Source organism: Paenibacillus sp. TSA_86.1 (assembly GCF_052691815.1).
Window position 1 is genome coordinate 376,904 of record NZ_JBQZGE010000002.1, and the last position, 16,817, is coordinate 393,720.

The following is a 16,817-nucleotide window of genomic DNA, read 5'->3' on the forward strand; positions in this document are numbered from 1 at the left end:
TTTTCATACTTATCAATCCCTTCAAATTATTTTCATAAAAGGACAGCCATGAACATCCCTTTAGAAGGTAAATCTTCTTAATGGTACCCCAATAGCTAATATTGGAAATTAGAGAGTTACTTAATCTTGTATTCGATCTTGATTTATATTATTCCTGTTGTATCCGCGAATTAAAGTAAACGAACTATCGAATGATAGTCCGCTAGGATGTTTTTATAATCTCTTGTTAGTTCCTGTCCATGTAAACCACTTATGGATGTAACTTCACTAGTAAATTGTTGGAACCATTCCCCCGTCCATACGGATCGGTGAACCTTTAAATGGCGTTGCATAAGGGCTGCATACAAATTCAAGCAGTACTTACTCCCTCCTGTATCTGAAATCAGCTATACAAGAGAGCAGTGAAACTCCCCATACTGCACCTCCAACATTTGATATGACTCAGTTTGTGATAAATTTCCTATTTCAAGACAGCGGTCCGGGGAGCTGGCTCCTCAAAACTTGCCGAAGCGGAGGCACAGGTTATATCACAGCCTAGGGATGATAGCGGTCTCTTCGAAATTGCATTTCAGATTTTTAAAGGTCAATATTTGGACAAAATGTTCAGGAGTACATTCCCATCAATGTTGCCACCGCTTAACACAAGTGCGATATTTTGCCCTCCAATTCGTTCTCTGTGTTCCATAATTGCGGCAACCACAGTAGCGCTTCCTGCTTCAATAATGTATTTTTCTTCTTTCGCCAGAAAACTTACGGCTTGGCCAATCGAATGCTCAGACACGGCAATAAAATCATCAACATAATCTTTAGCCATCTCGTAACTCAGTTTTCCAATCCCACCAAGGAGTGCATCGCAGAGGGATTCCTCGCTAGGATACTGTTCATACAAGGTTTGATCTTCGTAAGATTTGATCATGGCCGGGCAAGCTTCGGTTTGTACTCCAATTATTCGGATGGACGGCTTGATCGATTTGGCAGCAACCGCAATCCCTGTAATCAGGCCCCCACCCCCTACCGGAACGACGATCGTATCAATATCTTGGTTTTGTTCTAAAATTTCAATGCCTATCGTCCCTTGTCCACCATAAATTTCAGGATCATCGTAGTATGGATCAATATAAGTTAAATGATGTTCATGAATGTACTTCATGCCGAGTGTATGAGCCTCGTCAAAATCTTTGCCTAACTTCATCGCTTCTGCCCCAAAATAGTTCATTTTATCAATCTTGCTTTGTGCTGCCGTTTCTGGAACGATCACCTTGACGTGATGAATTCCGAGAATGGAAGCCGCGTAGCTCACAGCACTACCGTGGTTACCTGAAGAGATGGCGGCAACGCCTCTTTTCGTTTCTTCCTCAGATAGTGTCATCATTTTGTTTAAAGCGCCTCGGATTTTAAAACTCTTTGCCCGTTGGAAGGATTCCAGTTTGAAAAAGTATCTTCTGTTCAGATCACCTAGATAGAACGATTCTTCAAGTGGTGTTTTTTTGAGGTGTTGCTTGATTCGATCATACGCTTGTACCACATGTTCATAGCTAAAAGTCATTTCTTTTTCTCCCCTAGATGTCAATTTTAATTCCTAAATTTCCGTCCTCTGCAGTCCGTAACGCCATTTTCGCTGCATATATATCCAGAATTGCCATACCTGTCGCATCAAATATAGTGATTTGTTCGTTTGAGGTTCTTCCCTCTATCTTCCCTAAAATTAAATCGCCGATCTCACCGCATATATGGTTTTCCGCAATCTTGCCTTCTTTTAGCGGTATTTCAATCTCGCCCACTTGTATACAGTGTTCCCGGTCATCTACATAGAGGCGTGCTTGTGACATCAGGTTGGAATCAATCTCCTGTTTCCCTACCATATCTGCACCTATGCAAGAAAGGTGTGTACCTTCCTTGACCCACTCCTTCTTAATGATCGGGGTTCTCGATGAGGTTACGGTGATGATAATATCACTGTTTTTTACTGCTTGTTCCAGTGATTCGGCTGCTTCAAATGTAACGTTCTCTATGTTCATACCAAATTCAGATTGAAGTCTGTGTGGTATTGCGTTTACAAAAGAGTTCAGCTTTTCTTGGTCCCTGGCGGCAACACATACCGTACTCAAGTTTGGAAACGCGCACAAGACACAGGCTATTTGGAAGATCGCCTGATTTCCTGATCCTACGACAAGCAGAGTTTCAGAATCCTGTCTTGCTAGATATTTTGCTCCGATCGCTCCCGAAGCACCTGTACGTATGCCTGTAATAAAGGATGCCTCGGTTATTCCTAAGGGTCTGCCTGTTTCGGCATCAAATACGTTTATGAGCCCCGTCAACGTGGGGAGCTGCTTCGCTTCATTCTCGGCAAACCATGTGATCGTTTTATGTCCAAAAACCTTTTCGCCCTTCAGATATCCTGATTTGATGTCCATATCTGCCTTGCCTGGATCAAAATCATAAAAGATCGTTGGCCAACTCTCGGTGTTATTTTCACTTTTGGCTCTGTATACCGTTTCAACGAGATGGATGACTTTGGGGACATTCAACCCTTGTCTGACATCGTTATCACTTAAAAATCGCATAAGTTATACCTCCTTCATCATCAAAAAAGCATTGAATCTCATCCCTCCTATATACATAGGCCCTAGTGGGGATTGAGACTCAATGCTTTATATCGTTTTTACCCGGGGATAAAAACAAGCATAATATCAAATTTGTAGCTTTATTTTAGCTGAATTTTGTGTAGAATACAACGATAACTCTCAGCTGCATGGAATGCTGTTTTTCACTCGGCACTAAACAAAATTCCTGTGGGGATATCAGCCTAAGTACTCGTTTTAGAGTTATAGTTTACATAACTTTAACTATGGAATCTTTTGTGGATTTCACTCGCCCAAAGTAAAACGTATACGCTTTTCAATGCTCGTGGCATGTGTACTTATATTCTATCAAGGTACCGTCCATGATAAAGTGCTTGCCATTTTATGGATCATCTGTCGCAATTACGGTCGTATAATCAGGCCACTGACTCTGTTCTCAGGAGCTACTTTTTAATGTAAATGTTAAAATGACTGTCGGCAAATAACGCCGACAGTCATGCTCTTACTCCGTAGTATGTTTCTCTTCATATTCGCTTGATATTTCTTTGAGCGATCTGATTTTACCATGAGGGTGCTGTTCTTGCTTCCGAGACTTCCAAGCAGCTTCCTGCCTTTTTTTCTGGCGAGCCATACAAGATCTCCTCCTCAGGAAATGAGAATGATACTACTTCTGTAGGATGTCATTAACAAGTTGCTTTCATTCGTATTAAACGGATGAAAATGCATATTCATTCTTTCATTATGAGGGTGGCGAGATGGATTAGGATTGATTTAGCCACTCTGTCTCCAATGCATCCCAGTTTGGCGTAGGCACATCCGACCTTGCCCTCCATTCAGCAAAGGCCTCATTCAAGGCAGCGAGTTCCGTTGCCGTTCCATCAATCAACCTGCTAACCGGAAGCATGAAGAACAGCTTCAATGCCCAGCGAATAAGGTTTGGATAACGTGTAATCCACGACGCCTGCCCCACAGGGATCAACGGATACCCCGATGAATCAAGCACACGGAAGCCCTCGCCCATCGCCGCTACGAACTGACGCATTCGTTTGTCATCACGTGCAACCTTTCTCATCTCGAAACCATGGTATAGTATGACCATGTTCGCGGGAACTATCAGCACCATATGGTTTTTCAGCCATGCATCGATTTGATCATGATAGCTGAGTTTGTACTTGGTTCGCTCGAAAACTTGCTCTAGCAAGGGACGAAACGGAATATTTCCTTCCAGGCTCCCGATAACCATCTTTCCATGACCGCCACGAATGCAAATGACTCGACCGTCCATACGTGTCCCTGCGGTAGCTTGGAATCCAAAAGCGATCTCTTTAGGTGACCGCCCATTTTTACTTAAATAGTCCTGCATAGCATAGGTATCCATATTATTACCAACCAATACGATATGGGAACTGATATTGCCTGCGAGGATCGGCAGTACTGCCTCAAAGTCCGAATATTTCATCATGACAAAAATGAGGTCATATGTGTCGTCTTGCTCTAGTTTCCGAGTTACACGAACCGGATCGGTAGTTGTTTTGCGCTGAAGGTAATGCCGGATGACCAATCCCGTCTCCTCCAAGTCTTCCGCTCGTTGTCCTCTTGCTAACATGGTCACGTCATGACCACCACGTATCAAGACATGCGCCAGATAACTTCCTTGCACACCTGCTCCGTAAATAAGAATATTCAATTTCTTCCCCTCCCTAAATAATCAACATTTGTTGTATATCTAACAGCTGTGCACTACAATTAAAGTATCATTGAAGCAGATATAACAACAATAGCTAATCTCTTTTGCTTCTGTTGAGAAATGAACAATAGATAAGGAATGTGTTCAAGAAGGAGGTAAAATCATGGATCGACGCATTGTACGAACAAGGCAAATGATTATGCAAGCGTTCATTGGGCTGCTTGGGGAACAAGATTTCGAGAAGATTACGATTCAAGGTGTCGCGGATCGGGCGAATGTGAACCGGGGAACCGTTTATTTACATTTTACTGATAAATATGACCTACTCGAACAGAGCGTGGAGACGTACCTGCTGATGCTTGTTAATAGCTGTTTATCAGAGGAAGGGTCTGGCGCTGAACTGTCACGAGATCTACTGATCGGTGCATTTGCGTATCTGAAAGAGAATGCTTCAATCTATCGCGTGCTGATCACGAGCAAAGGCACTCCAACATTTAGACATCGTATGACACAGATGATTAAGGGCAATATCACCGTGATAGTGAACGAGATGAAACTGGAAAAAGAGATTCATAGAGATGTGCTTGTACAATTTTTATCCATTTCCATTACAGGTTTGATTGAGTGGTGGGTGGCTGAGTCCATGCCTTATTCTCCAGAAGAGATGGTTGAACAGATGAATAAAATATTACAAGCCAAGCTAGAACTATGGTGAATTCCTAGCTGATTGCTACCCAGATCATCGTTTAAAAGAGGAATTTCACCCTGGTCGAATTTCCTCTAAATGAGCGAAAAATACTTGTCCTTTTGGAATAAGACAAGTTGTTAAACGATTCAGCTCCCTCTTTTTCTAGACACTCTCAACAAAATTCTTTCAATTGAACACTGAAGGCATATTGAATAAGCTCCGCTAAAATTAAACTTGTTTCTTACAAAAACCAAAAACAATAATAAAAGGCTCGCGCTGGATCACTCCTACGATGAGCCTTTTGTGTTTTGCACGAGATTTGTCAGCTTGGTTGTAAATTCTCCCACCATTTTAGAAATTGGTTCATCTGTTCGTGTGATTCTTCCTAGAACGGCTTTCTCTGCGCTGAATTGTTGCAAAGGAACCGTAACTAATTGTTCCAGATAGATCGAAGATAACGCATTTAATATAAAATCGGGAGCAATCGTTATGGTATTCCCATAAACAATCATTTGACATAATGCATCCATATTATTAGTGATCAAGGCGATACGGTTGGTATGATTGGTGCACATTAATGTGTGTGCGATAGTTTCGATCTGTTCATCTTTATATAGGACAAATACTTCATTATGTAAGTCTTCAGGCGATATCGTTTTAAAAAAACGTAAAGGTGAACGGGTGTTCATGATCAATACTGCGTCACCTTCAACAATTGGGACCCAATCAAATAAAGTGTTCCGTTGGCTTTTAGGGTACGATAGCAAGCCCATATTTGCATGACCCTCTTGAACGTCCTTCATTACTTTCTGAGTATCCCCTTCGATCATCTGAACTCTAAGTGTCGGATAGGTTTTCATCAGTTCCAGCATCGTCTGCACCACTTGAGGAACAAAACCCGGAATGCTGGAGATTGTAATACTCTCTAAGGATTCTTCTTTTAGAGTAAGTAATGCACCTTGCATCTGTTCAATATTTTTGAGAACGGCTGCCGCATGCTGGAGAATCAGCTCCCCTTCTGCTGTTAGAAAGACACCCTTTTTTGTTCGGTGGAAAATAACAGTATTCAGCTCATCTTCCAATTGTTTGATCGACTGACTAATGGTTGGTACGGTAAGATGATGTACATTCGCAGCTTTCGTAAATGAACCCCATTGTGCGGCGGAAATCAAATATTGTAACTGTGAAATATTCATGTTCATTCCTCTTATTCTTAAATATATATTTATGATACTAAGTTATATTTAAATATCTTTTATGTTTAAAATCAAGTATTCTCATTACAGGAGGACGATATAATGCGGAGTATACGAAGTTTTCTTGTAGAAGTATTGCTGAGAATCACGAAAAAAAAGCTGGACGTAAATGAATTTATGGAGAAACGCAGTCAGATCAATAGCGAATCCTATCAGGTCCCTGCTAAACTTAAACAGAAGTACAATATCACTAAAGACGGTAACCTGCCTTTGGATACGTATATACTAAAATCAAATTCTCGTTCCGACGAACGAATTGTGTTGTATTTGCCTGGCGGAGGATATGTTGAGCAACCACTAACTTGGCACTGGCATTTCTTACACAACTTAACGGAGCAATTGAATTGCACGGTTTTTGTGCCAATCTACCCGAAAGCTCCAGACAATCAATATACGGCTGCAATAGAAAGTGTCCTTAAGGTGTACCAGTATCTATTAAAAATAGCGAAACCTGAAAATATGGTCATCATGGGTGATTCTGCCGGAGGTGGTCTCTCTTTAGCCTTTGCACAATATTTATTAGAGCAAGAATTGCCACAGCCTAAGGACATTATTCTACTCTCTCCGTGGCTGGATATCACCCTAAATAGCCCGCAAGTCCTTGCCATGATTGATAAAGAGCCCATGTTGGATTGGGACATGCTGGTTGAAGCTGGAAAGAGATACGCTGGTGAAACATCTCGTTCACATTATTTAGTGAGTCCGATTCATGGAGAAATTAAAAATCTGGGTAAGATTTCCCTGTTTATTGGTACACATGAACTTTTCCTTCCGGATGCTCGAAAATTCAGAGAAAAAGCTGTCCGTCAGTCGGTTGACATAAACTATTTTGAGTATCCAAAAATGAATCATGTCTTCCCCGTATTTCCGATACCTGAAGCGAAAAAGGCGCTTAAACAGATTGTAGACATTATCCAAAAATAAGCAGAAGTATCGATAACTTTTAGCAAAAAGATATTTTGAAAAATGACATTGTAAAAAAGTCTAATCTAAACCAAAATTAAAAAAAGCCGCTATTGAGCGGCTTTTTTAAACTTCCTGAGTACTTCCTCTAAATACTCGGTTCGCTCAGTTCGTTTAGGTATCATTAGATTTTTTGCTAATTCTACTTTGTTGAAGGATGAATGTCGCGAATCAACAAGATTCCGTCATATTGATCGCGAGGAATCATCTTTTCATCCAATACGCCCCATGCTTTGGCTATGCGCGGTGTAAACATCCATTCCGTCGCTGGGCTTAATGCTTGGTCTCTAATGTTAATAAATCGGGCTGCACCCATGTCCGTTCCTAGAATATCTTCCAGGCTACCCTTGTCATGAGATTGAACCGGTTCCTCTTCGCCATTATTTTTGGATGAGCTTCCTTGGTAAGCAAATAAACCGATTACATAATTAGCTTGTTTCAGTGAATAAGGCAGAAGCTCCCCCATTGTTGGATATGGATTCTCGTCAAAATCATAACCGTTATGCTCTGTGATCATCGTAGAATTATGTTTACGAATGTGATAGTTATGTCCCCATACGATCATTTTTTCATTGGGATATACCGTTTTGGCAAGCCAAGTCAGGTTATCGGCCATAACGCGATCACGTTCATAACTCGCCATTTGTAACTGCTTCTCGGGGTCAATTCCAGCAAACATGTTTATGATGTGTGGATGATAGTTATCCAGCATATCCAAACGGTTTTGCAATACACGTTCAATCAAGGGTACCAATTCGGATTGTTTTGGCTGCGCTTGATGTAATTCATCTTGATTTTCGCTTACGAATTGTTGAAGAGCTAGATATTTTTCTTTGATCTTCTTTTTCTGCTTGTTGAATTCTTCCATGTCGGTAATCGTGTTCATTGTCAAATACCATTGTTCCGTTTGAACAAAACCTTTGGCTTTACTTGGATCGACTTGGGCGAACCAATCTTTGATCAAAGTAATGAAAGATTCCTTTGGGCCTTGTGCGTCAAATCCGGTTAAAATCAATGGATGATCGGTCTTGCTCTGCGCTGCAATGTATTCAAACAAAGGCAAGTTTTCTTTAACCTGCCACACACCAAAAATAGATTTTTTCATCAATTGTTCCGGCGTCGTCTGATGTACCTGTGAATACGCAGTAGCTGTATCCGAAAGATTAGACTCGAATGCGATAACGTTAAATCCTAATTCCTCATGCAAGAATTGAACTAACCGCACTTTCATCGAATTGTACTCAGATGCACCATGCGAAGCTTCGCCCAAGCTAACGATTTGTTTATCTGCTAAAACAGATTTCAGAAACTTCAAATCATTGTATGCATCCTCTTCTTCCGGTTTGACCGATGTGATCGTTTTGGCATTTGTACGAACGTGTTCTTTCCAGATTAGATCAGGAGAAATAAAGCTCTCTTGTCCCGCTTTAGAAGAACCTGCCATATACGCCGATGCACTCACAGACACCATACTTAAGCTGCAGATTACTGCTGTGGATAATAAAACCTTTTTGTACCATGGATTCATTAGGCTGACACTCCTTCTGCTGTGATGAAGTTCAGCTTAACATTCTCTGTTTAAAACCAGTCCACGTCATGTTTAAGGTTTGTTTAAAAATGGTAATGATACAAAGTGGAAACTCAAAAAAGCAGCTTCTCTTAAAGAAGACTGCTCTTCCATGTTTACACAAGTGGTATAACTTGTGGACGTATTTCTACGGGTTACTGCTTATTAAAGTTTAATTGAATCGGACATTATTTGTCGTAAAAAATGATGCAAATTGTCTGCGACTTTGTTAACCTCTTCAAACTCAGGTTCTTCTCCCCGTACTATAGAACCAATCTCGTTGTTTAAATCAATGGCATAAAAAGAATATCCATCACGAACAGACATCATAATCGGCAGATACTTATCCCACCATGTCGTAACTTCTGATCGCCACGCCTCATCGTCCACTGCTGCATCCAGGCTGATTAATTCAAATTCATTCCAGTGAAAGTCCGAATCAGAGCTATTGTTATAGTCAGCCTCACACAGGAACCACGTCTGCTCGCTAGGTGTCATACATTCGTTGACCACACGCAAAAACGCTGTATACTCCGCGGGAATATCCGTGTATCTATTAAGTAAACGAGGATCCAGATGGAGGTCACGTTCGGATTTAAGAGTTACAATCCATCCGTTTGACTCAGCCCAGGTCACAAATTCCAGAATCGTTTTATTCATAACGTACATCGCCCCTATCTTACAATATTTTCCTCCAGAACGTTTGAGCATAGTCTAGTCCATCTGAAAAATAAGAGCTATAGTCAACCTTCATCCTTAAAATGGAAATGTTCGTGATGGATTGAATCCATTCCTGTCAGCTTCCCCGTTTTTTTGTGGTAAAACGCAAAGTTATGATTCAGCGGCAATCGCAGCAATTGATAATTGTGATCTCGGGGTAAAGTGTCGATTTCTTTCACGGCCTCCTCCCTCGTGCTGTACATGCCAATGGGAAAAAAGTTAGGAAAGTGTGCAGAGGCATCTACTGCGAATATTCCCCAAACGAATTCAGTCAATGGATTTCATCTCTTTTCTATAAATGATCGGCCGCTGCTTGCTCAATGGCTATTCCTTTCGTGTACCTTTCCATAAACCGGTTGAACCCGCTCACATCAGAAATGTCCGGATCAATCTTCAGGGCTTCGACGTCTTTAAATACTTTCAGATGGAGGTAATCTGTCAAACTTTCGTTGTTCTCCTTACAAACCATATAGGAAGCTAGTATGGCTATACCCCATGCACCACCCTCACCAGCAGTCGGCATGACAGATACGGGAACGTTAAGTGCAGCCGCACACATTTTCTGGCCAACGAAGGGCGTCTTGAATAGTCCGCCATGTGCCAAGATCTGGTCAACCTTTACATTCTCCCTCTGCGTTAAAATGTCCATCCCGAGCCTTAATGTACCAAACGCACTGAACAGATGCGTCCTCATAAAATTAGCGAGTGTAAAGCGGCTCTCTGGAGAACGAACAAATAACGGACGCCCTTGAGTCATACCGGTAATTTTCTCTCCCGAATAGTAACCGTAACTTAGCAAACCGCCGCCATCCGGGTCTGCTTCGAGCGCTTTATTAAACAGAACATGGAACAAGTGACTGGCGTCAGCTTTATATCCCAATGCTTCATAAAACTCATGAAAAATTCTGATCCATGCATTGATATCACTAGTGCAATTGTTGGCAAGAACCATACCAACAGGACTTCCATCCGGTGTAGTCACAATGTCAATCTCGGGATACACCCCTATATCGTTATCCAGAACAATCATAGCAAAAATAGATGTTCCTGCGGATAGACTGCCGCTACTTGTATGGATACTATTCGTAGCTACCATGCCTGTTCCCGCATCCCCTTCCGGAGGGCAGAACGGAATACCGGCTTGTAGTTCGCCAGACGGGTCGATGAGACGTGCACCGGCTTCATGAAGATAGCCTGCACGTTCACCAGCCGAATAAACAGAAGGTAAAAGATCTTCAAGTTTCCATGGATAATCTTTATGGCTAATGAATTCGTTGAACTGCTCAATCATCTCTTCATTGTATCCTCTGGTCATCCTATTGATCGGAAATATCCCCGAAGCATCCCCTACACCAAGCGCTTTATTGCCTGTTAGAAGAAAATGCATATAACCCGACAAGGTTGTCATATAGTTAATCTTCCTTACATGTTCTTCATTGTTTAAGACGGCTTGGTACAGATGCGCAATACTCCATCGCTCCGGAATTTTATATTGGAACTCCCTGGTTAAGAATGCTGCTGCAGGACTCGTTGCGATATTACGCCAAGTACGAAATGGAACTAACAATTCTCCCATGCTGTCCAAAACAAGATAACCCTGCATCATGCCGGATAGTCCGATGGAGCCTATGCTGCTCAGCGTTACTTCATAATGCATCATAACCTGCTGTTTCAGTTTGGCGTACACTTCTTGCAACCCTTGAATCATCTCATCAAGATGATAAGTCCAGTATTGATTGTTCCATTGATTTTCCCATTCGTAGCTGCTGGAAGCAATGATGTCAAATTTGTTATTGATCAGAACAGCCTTGATCCGGGTTGATCCAAATTCAATGCCAAGCGAGGTTTCTCCGCTGACAATCGCTCGTTTGAGATATTGATCCATTATGGCTCTGCACCACCTTTTACTTGAACTTGGTGTGATAATAACATGTTTACAACACTTTGTATATTGGATAAACTAAGTATCGCCAATGAGAAGCAAAAAGACATCCCCAGTTCTCACCTGCCTAAAATGGATAGAAAGCAGCATTTTGGGCAAATCAAACTAAGAAATGTCTCATAAAATTCGATTATTTTTAATTTATGGAGTAATCATGAACAGGCACGGATGAGCCTAATCCTGCACCCTTCTTTTCTGATAACAGAGATTCAAGATTCGTTCTGCGGCGATTTGTATTGTGAATTTGTGTAGGATTGGTAACAACTTAAGCGTTCTTGCTGAATGATCTGACCTGGCTTTGGTCACTTCGCTTATCAGCTTTTTCGCGCTTCATTCCCCTTAGGAGCTCCAACAGCTTTTCTTCCCAAGTTCATGGACAGCTGTACACTAATCATTAGCAGTACAATGATCAGCATGGCAATAATGGATACGTTAAACCGTCCGCTGAGATCAAAGATCCATCCAATAACAAGTGGACCGAAGGCTCCCATGATATAACCTCCCATCTGTGACATCGCTGACCACGATCCTGCTTCCTCGGCCGTATTTGTTGCCATAATGGGTAGCATCAATGCTAGCGGAAACAATCCACCAGCCCCGATACCGAGAAAAATCACGGCTGGAAGCATGGGTACAGGAGACAAGAGTAACACTAAACCGATGAGTTCAGAAACACTACACAAGACAAGCCATAGTTTGATCTTGCCTGAACGGTTTACAAGATTCGGAATCAGTAATGCGACAGGAACTTGAATCAATGTAAACACGGTCAGAAGCAACGCTGCGTTTGGTGCGCTGTATCCGAAGCTAAGAGCGATTGGCGAAATCCAAGCTGTCAAGCTATAGAACATGCTGGCCATGAAGCCAAAAAACAAAGTGAATTGAATCGCTTTTTTATTACCCAGAGGCAGTTTAACGCGTTGTGATCTGCTGCTGGAGGGTTTGTTTTTTCGAATCAGTCCAATCCAGAAGAATACAGCAACGATCCCCAAAATAGCCCAACAGGACAAAGCAAATGAAAGATTATGCTGACGTTGTGTGTAAATCGGAATGGTCAACCCCGATGCCAGGGCCGCTCCAATTGTCATGGATACGGAGTAAATACTTACTATGCCGGGGTTTGCCGGGAAATACTTTTTAATAAAGCTGGACAACAATGGCCCGGCAAGACTAATACCCATCCCACCTACCAACGCGGTAACGATCAAAATAGTAACAGACGGATCTACACTGCGGAGTGCAGTCGCGAGTGTAATGAGAAGAAGCGAAATAAAAATAGTTCGCTCCAAACCGAGACGCTGACTTAACGTGGTGGCGATGGGAGCAAACAATCCCATACACAGGACAGGCAGTGTGGTCAGAAGGCTTGCTGTTAATGCGCTTATACCTAACTCGGTTTGAATCATGCTCATCATGGATGCTACGGAAGTAATGATGGGTCGTAGGTTCAATGCCGCAATAAATAGAGCGAATAAATATAATGTTTTTTTCATGGTTCTTTTCCTCCTGAATCTTGTTGAATTAAATATGAGTATAAAGCTGCTCTATTCATTGATCAATCCAATAATTCGTATTATTATGATAGTAAAATACTATCATTTATGCGGAGGAGAAAAGATGGATACTCGAAATATAACGTATTTTATGACGGTCTTTGAGCATCTTCACTTCACAAAAGCCGCAGAGATTCTAGGCATTTCGCAGCCTACGCTTAGTCAGCAGATCCGTCTGCTGGAGGCGGAAGTGGGTATGCCTCTTTTTGATAGAATTGGCAAAAAAGTCGTCGCAACCGAGGCTGGAAGGTTGCTCCATCAATACGGCATGAAAATGATTCAGGCTGAAATGGATGCAAAAAGTGCGATTCAAGAGCTGCGATCGGAGAAGCGCGGAACGGTTCGACTCGCTGTGTTACCCTCTGATCTTGATTTTCAACTCGTTCCGCTGTTTGTAGAATTTAAGACAAGGTACCCGGACACCAAACTGCAGGCTTTCTCAACGATCTATGTACGAGACGAAGTATTAACACATAAAGTGGATCTTGGCATTGGGCTACGTGGGCCTAAGGATAAACGGCTGGTGCAGATCCCTTTGGGGAGCGAGCCTTATGAACTGTTTGTTCATTCATCGAGTGATCTTGCGAAAAGACATGAAATAACCCTCGAAGAATTGACGCAGCTTGCGCTGGTCATGTACCCCAAAGGCTATATAGGCAGAGATTTGGTGGATGAGGTTTTCCGGGAACAAGGCTTGGAGTTAACTACAGTTATGGAAGCTGGTTCCGCATCCTCCCTACTGCAGCTCGTAGCGGCTGGCATTGGTGCGACAATCCAGCCGAAAGAACTGTTAAAGCAGCATTCGGGTTGGGAAGATATTGTAACGATACCTATTGCGGGGGACGCACCTGTTCGGCACATGGAGCTGACATATTACGCTGATCGGTTCATCAGTAAAGCGCAGCAGCAGCTAGCGGAATGGTTGATCGAGTTTTTTAAATCAAAAACGAACTGAGGTTTATTTATGAGTTTCAATACACGATTTTGCAATCAGAATGGTTAAATATGCGTCAGTAATCCATTCTAATCATAGAAAAGAAGCTGATTGTCACTGTTTTAATGGGGTGATGACTTTATTAGGTACCCACCCCTTCTCACCTTCAGTCGTGTGCACAAGACTCCATTCGTTCAGCTCAAGTTCTTTCTGGACGATCATACCAGGAGTCACGTTCAATTCGTATGCAACGTAGTCCTCCTTTACTTTTGCCATTCGTTCTTCATTCGGTGTGCTCAGTATTTGCTTCGGCACCCAACCACGCTTTTTAGATTCAATAGATTCACAAAAAATCCAGTTCGGAAATTCAGTATCTTCCTCTCCGTAATGAACAATATCTCCCTTAGCCAATACAATAGGGTCTGGATAATTCGACTGATGCGGGTGAATTACCTTGTATTGCTTCATATGTAATCCCTCCAGAATGTAGTTCTTGAAGAAGTGAAACCAACGATCAGGACAATTCTTCATTTTTGTGATAAATGGCGCGTTGTCCATAGGCGCGAAGGAAAGCACGTACCCCTTCGGTGATGATTCGTTTGGTTTGTTCATTGTGCAAATTTCCGATCTTTGTCGGTTGATTAAATACCATTAAAAACGTTAATGCGGCGAAATGCTTTGTAGCCAGTTCAGGATCGGGCACATTAAGCAGTCCGTTTTCTCCAAACTCGGTAAATCTCCTGATCAGCCTCTCTTCTGTTGAGTTGTCTAAATTTTCTAAAAAAGAGATGGGTAGGTTGGCTTCTTCCATCGTAACCAGACGGATCAAAGCACTGTAATCAGAAGAACCGTTCGCAGAAACTACGAATTGTTCACAGAACAAAATAAGAGCCTGCTCCAAATCCTCGAACTCCGAGAGGTAGTCTGATATCCCTTGTTTGATCATGTCCAAAACGGCCCCGCTGGTTTCTTCTACAACAGCAAGCAGTAAGTTCTGTTTGTCACCATAATAATCATAAACGGTCCGTTTGGAAACGCCCGCTTTAGCTGCGACCGCATCAACACTGGAACGATCAAACCCTTCCGAGAGAAACAAATCTCGTGCCGCCGCCATAATTTTAGCTCTTTTGTCAGAAGAGCCTTTGCGGACTTTTTTGATTTCCGTCGTATTCATCCTTAAGCTTCCCCCCTATGACTATACTATCAAAAATGAGTTCCTCTTTACAAACTACACTGCACGGTATAGTTTAGTTTATGTAACCTATCCAAATCCATGATCAAGGAGGAATTAACTTATGAACACGCCACAGTCTTTGGTTGATGTTCTTATTGTCGGGGCTGGGCCTACAGGGCTGACACTTGCCTGCGACCTTGCCCGTCGAAACGTAGAACATCGGATTATCGAACGAAGCACGTCGTATAACGTAGCATCTCGTGCCAAAGGAATTCAGCCCCGTTCGCTTGAAGTCGTTGATGATTTGGAAGCCGTTCGTTACATTATGGACACAGGTGTCGTGGATTTACCCGTGCGCTATTATACTGAGGATGGCAAAAGTATGGTTAAGCCTTCTATTACCATTACGGCCAGCGCTGAACTGGGATCCCCCTATCCAGATCCGGTCTGGATTGCTCAATTTGATGTGGAAAAGGCATTACGTGACCAATATACAATGTTTGGTGGTAAAGTTGAGCTGGATATGGAAGCAGTAGGACTTGTTCAAGACTTGGAGGGTGTAAAGGTAACGGTGAATACACCAGAAGGAAAAGAGCAAATTCATGCCCGTTATGTGGTTGGCGCTGATGGTGGAAAAAGTAATATTCGCAAGTTTATCCAACTTCCGTTGGTTGGGAAGACACACGATCATGAACGGTGGTATCTTGGCGATGTGCGTTTGGAAGGATTGGATCGTGATCATATCCATATCTGGACTTCTCCGGAGGGGATGGTCGGAGTGACACCATTACCTAAATCCGACATTTGGCAACTGCAAGCTACCATTCCGTCCGATATCAAGGAACCGGAAAAGCCGTCTTTAGAGGTGTATCAGGAGTTGTTTAACCGACGGGCAAGTGCTGGTTATGTTCGGATTATGGATGCCTCCTGGCTATCTATCTACCGGATCAACGTGCGAATGGTTGAATCTTACCGCAGCGGTCGGGTTTTTCTTGCCGGCGATGCCGCGCATGTTCACTCACCAGCCGGAGGGCAAGGCATGAATACCGGGATACAGGACGCTTACAACCTAGGATGGAAACTAGAATCCGTCATACGCGGAGCAAATCCCACCCTGCTGGACACCTATGATGAAGAACGTCGTCCCGTGGCTCAAGTGGTGCTTGAGGATAGCACAAAAAAAATGGGAGCAATCTTAGGGACAGCGACTGAACGTGGAGCATTATCCCAATCTTTGAGCAACGTATCCGATGATCTAACGAGCGGGCTTCTTATTTCTTATCACTCAAGTTCTCTTACCCGCCCCTCTCTTCAACCCAATGTTACCCGTTTAATGCCCGGAGATCGTGCTCCTAATGCCGAGGGCCTGCAAGGTGCTGAGTTCACAGGAGATGTCTTTGACCTGTTGCGCGGCCCGCACTGGACTCTTTTAGCTTTTGTAAACGGTACAGATCACCTTTCTCTCCTAGACTTCACTTTTGATAAACTCCACACGCATTGCATTGTGCCGTCACCTGTGGAAGGAGAAGAATGTATCATTGACACGGCAGGTAATGCCTATCAAATGTACGATGTTACGAGCGAAACGCTTATATTGGTTCGTCCCGACGGATACATCGCATTACGTACTTCCATGGAGGACAGCGCATTGATTCTACAATACCTGAACTCTATTTATCGCGCGAACTAATTAAAACTAGGTTATATGTCGGAAGCTTAAAGATGGCCCCCGTGAAAACAGGAGCCATCTT

General features: G+C 42.7%; 14 protein-coding genes and 2 pseudogenes. 4 read left to right on the plus strand and 12 right to left on the minus strand.

Going from position 1 to position 16,817, the window contains the following annotated elements; translation table 11 throughout:
* Window positions 1–267: 267 nt before the first annotated feature.
* The 5 genes and pseudogenes from ACUTVW_RS07770 to ACUTVW_RS07790 all read right to left on the minus strand — a co-directional run.
* Window positions 268–357 (minus strand): annotated as a pseudogene (locus ACUTVW_RS07770) (SDR family NAD(P)-dependent oxidoreductase); the annotation flags it as partial.
* A 226-nt stretch (window positions 358–583) separates the two neighbouring features.
* On the minus strand, window positions 584–1,546 hold the full coding sequence (locus ACUTVW_RS07775; RefSeq protein WP_445645240.1) for a threonine ammonia-lyase: 963 nt from the start codon (window positions 1,544–1,546) through the stop codon (window positions 584–586).
* Between the two features lie 13 nt (window positions 1,547–1,559).
* Window positions 1,560–2,564, minus strand: a complete 1,005-nt coding sequence (locus tag ACUTVW_RS07780) for an ornithine cyclodeaminase family protein (RefSeq protein WP_445645241.1) — start codon at window positions 2,562–2,564, stop codon at window positions 1,560–1,562.
* A gap of 520 nt (window positions 2,565–3,084) precedes the next feature.
* Window positions 3,085–3,213 (minus strand): DUF6254 family protein, encoded by a 129-nt coding sequence (locus ACUTVW_RS07785; protein ID WP_445645242.1) that lies wholly within the window; start codon window positions 3,211–3,213, stop codon window positions 3,085–3,087.
* Window positions 3,214–3,342: 129 nt separating this feature from the next.
* Window positions 3,343–4,269: a ketopantoate reductase family protein gene (locus ACUTVW_RS07790; protein WP_445645243.1), complete on the minus strand. Its 927-nt coding sequence runs from the start codon at window positions 4,267–4,269 to the stop codon at window positions 3,343–3,345.
* Window positions 4,270–4,432: 163 nt separating this feature from the next.
* Here ACUTVW_RS07790 and ACUTVW_RS07795 point away from each other — a divergent pair, with 163 nt between their 5' ends.
* Window positions 4,433–4,984 carry a TetR/AcrR family transcriptional regulator gene (locus ACUTVW_RS07795; protein WP_445645244.1) on the plus strand — a complete coding sequence of 184 codons (552 nt, stop codon included), beginning with the start codon at window positions 4,433–4,435 and terminating at the stop codon, window positions 4,982–4,984.
* Between the two features lie 260 nt (window positions 4,985–5,244).
* On the opposite strand, the gene ACUTVW_RS07800 is transcribed toward ACUTVW_RS07795, so the two are convergent.
* Window positions 5,245–6,153, minus strand: coding sequence for a LysR family transcriptional regulator (locus tag ACUTVW_RS07800; RefSeq protein ID WP_445645245.1), 909 nt, complete (start codon window positions 6,151–6,153; stop codon window positions 5,245–5,247).
* A gap of 87 nt (window positions 6,154–6,240) precedes the next feature.
* Here ACUTVW_RS07800 and ACUTVW_RS07805 point away from each other — a divergent pair.
* A pseudogene (locus ACUTVW_RS07805) lies at window positions 6,241–7,137 on the plus strand (alpha/beta hydrolase fold domain-containing protein); the annotation flags it as partial.
* Window positions 7,138–7,318: 181 nt separating this feature from the next.
* Here ACUTVW_RS07805 and ACUTVW_RS07810 read toward each other — a convergent pair.
* The 4 genes from ACUTVW_RS07810 to ACUTVW_RS07825 all read right to left on the minus strand — a co-directional run bounded on the left by ACUTVW_RS07810 (window position 7,319) and on the right by ACUTVW_RS07825 (window position 12,898).
* Entirely contained in the window at window positions 7,319–8,704 is a 1,386-nt protein-coding gene (locus tag ACUTVW_RS07810; RefSeq protein WP_445645246.1) for an erythromycin esterase family protein, read from the minus strand.
* Between the two features lie 204 nt (window positions 8,705–8,908).
* A complete protein-coding gene (locus ACUTVW_RS07815; protein ID WP_445645247.1) occupies window positions 8,909–9,403 on the minus strand; it encodes an SMI1/KNR4 family protein in 495 nt (164 codons plus the stop codon).
* A 352-nt stretch (window positions 9,404–9,755) separates the two neighbouring features.
* The gene (locus ACUTVW_RS07820) at window positions 9,756–11,348 is read right to left on the minus strand and encodes a xylulokinase (RefSeq protein WP_445645248.1); all 1,593 of its coding nucleotides are present in this window, start codon (window positions 11,346–11,348) and stop codon (window positions 9,756–9,758) included.
* A gap of 371 nt (window positions 11,349–11,719) precedes the next feature.
* The gene (locus tag ACUTVW_RS07825) at window positions 11,720–12,898 is read right to left on the minus strand and encodes an MFS transporter (RefSeq protein WP_445645249.1); all 1,179 of its coding nucleotides are present in this window, start codon (window positions 12,896–12,898) and stop codon (window positions 11,720–11,722) included.
* 124 nt (window positions 12,899–13,022) lie between these two features.
* Between ACUTVW_RS07825 and ACUTVW_RS07830 the strand changes: the two genes are divergently transcribed.
* Window positions 13,023–13,913, plus strand: a complete 891-nt coding sequence (locus ACUTVW_RS07830) for a LysR family transcriptional regulator (protein ID WP_445645250.1) — start codon at window positions 13,023–13,025, stop codon at window positions 13,911–13,913.
* A gap of 93 nt (window positions 13,914–14,006) precedes the next feature.
* Here ACUTVW_RS07830 and ACUTVW_RS07835 read toward each other — a convergent pair whose 3' ends face one another.
* Both ACUTVW_RS07835 and ACUTVW_RS07840 read right to left on the minus strand, forming a co-directional pair.
* Complete coding sequence (locus ACUTVW_RS07835; RefSeq protein WP_445645251.1) at window positions 14,007–14,360, minus strand: SH3 domain-containing protein; 354 nt, start codon at window positions 14,358–14,360, stop codon at window positions 14,007–14,009.
* A gap of 46 nt (window positions 14,361–14,406) precedes the next feature.
* Window positions 14,407–15,066: a TetR/AcrR family transcriptional regulator gene (locus ACUTVW_RS07840; protein ID WP_445645252.1), complete on the minus strand. Its 660-nt coding sequence runs from the start codon at window positions 15,064–15,066 to the stop codon at window positions 14,407–14,409.
* 121 nt (window positions 15,067–15,187) lie between these two features.
* Here ACUTVW_RS07840 and ACUTVW_RS07845 point away from each other — a divergent pair, with 121 nt between their 5' ends.
* Window positions 15,188–16,756: an FAD-dependent monooxygenase gene (locus ACUTVW_RS07845; protein WP_445645253.1), complete on the plus strand. Its 1,569-nt coding sequence runs from the start codon at window positions 15,188–15,190 to the stop codon at window positions 16,754–16,756.
* Window positions 16,757–16,817 lie beyond the last annotated feature (61 nt).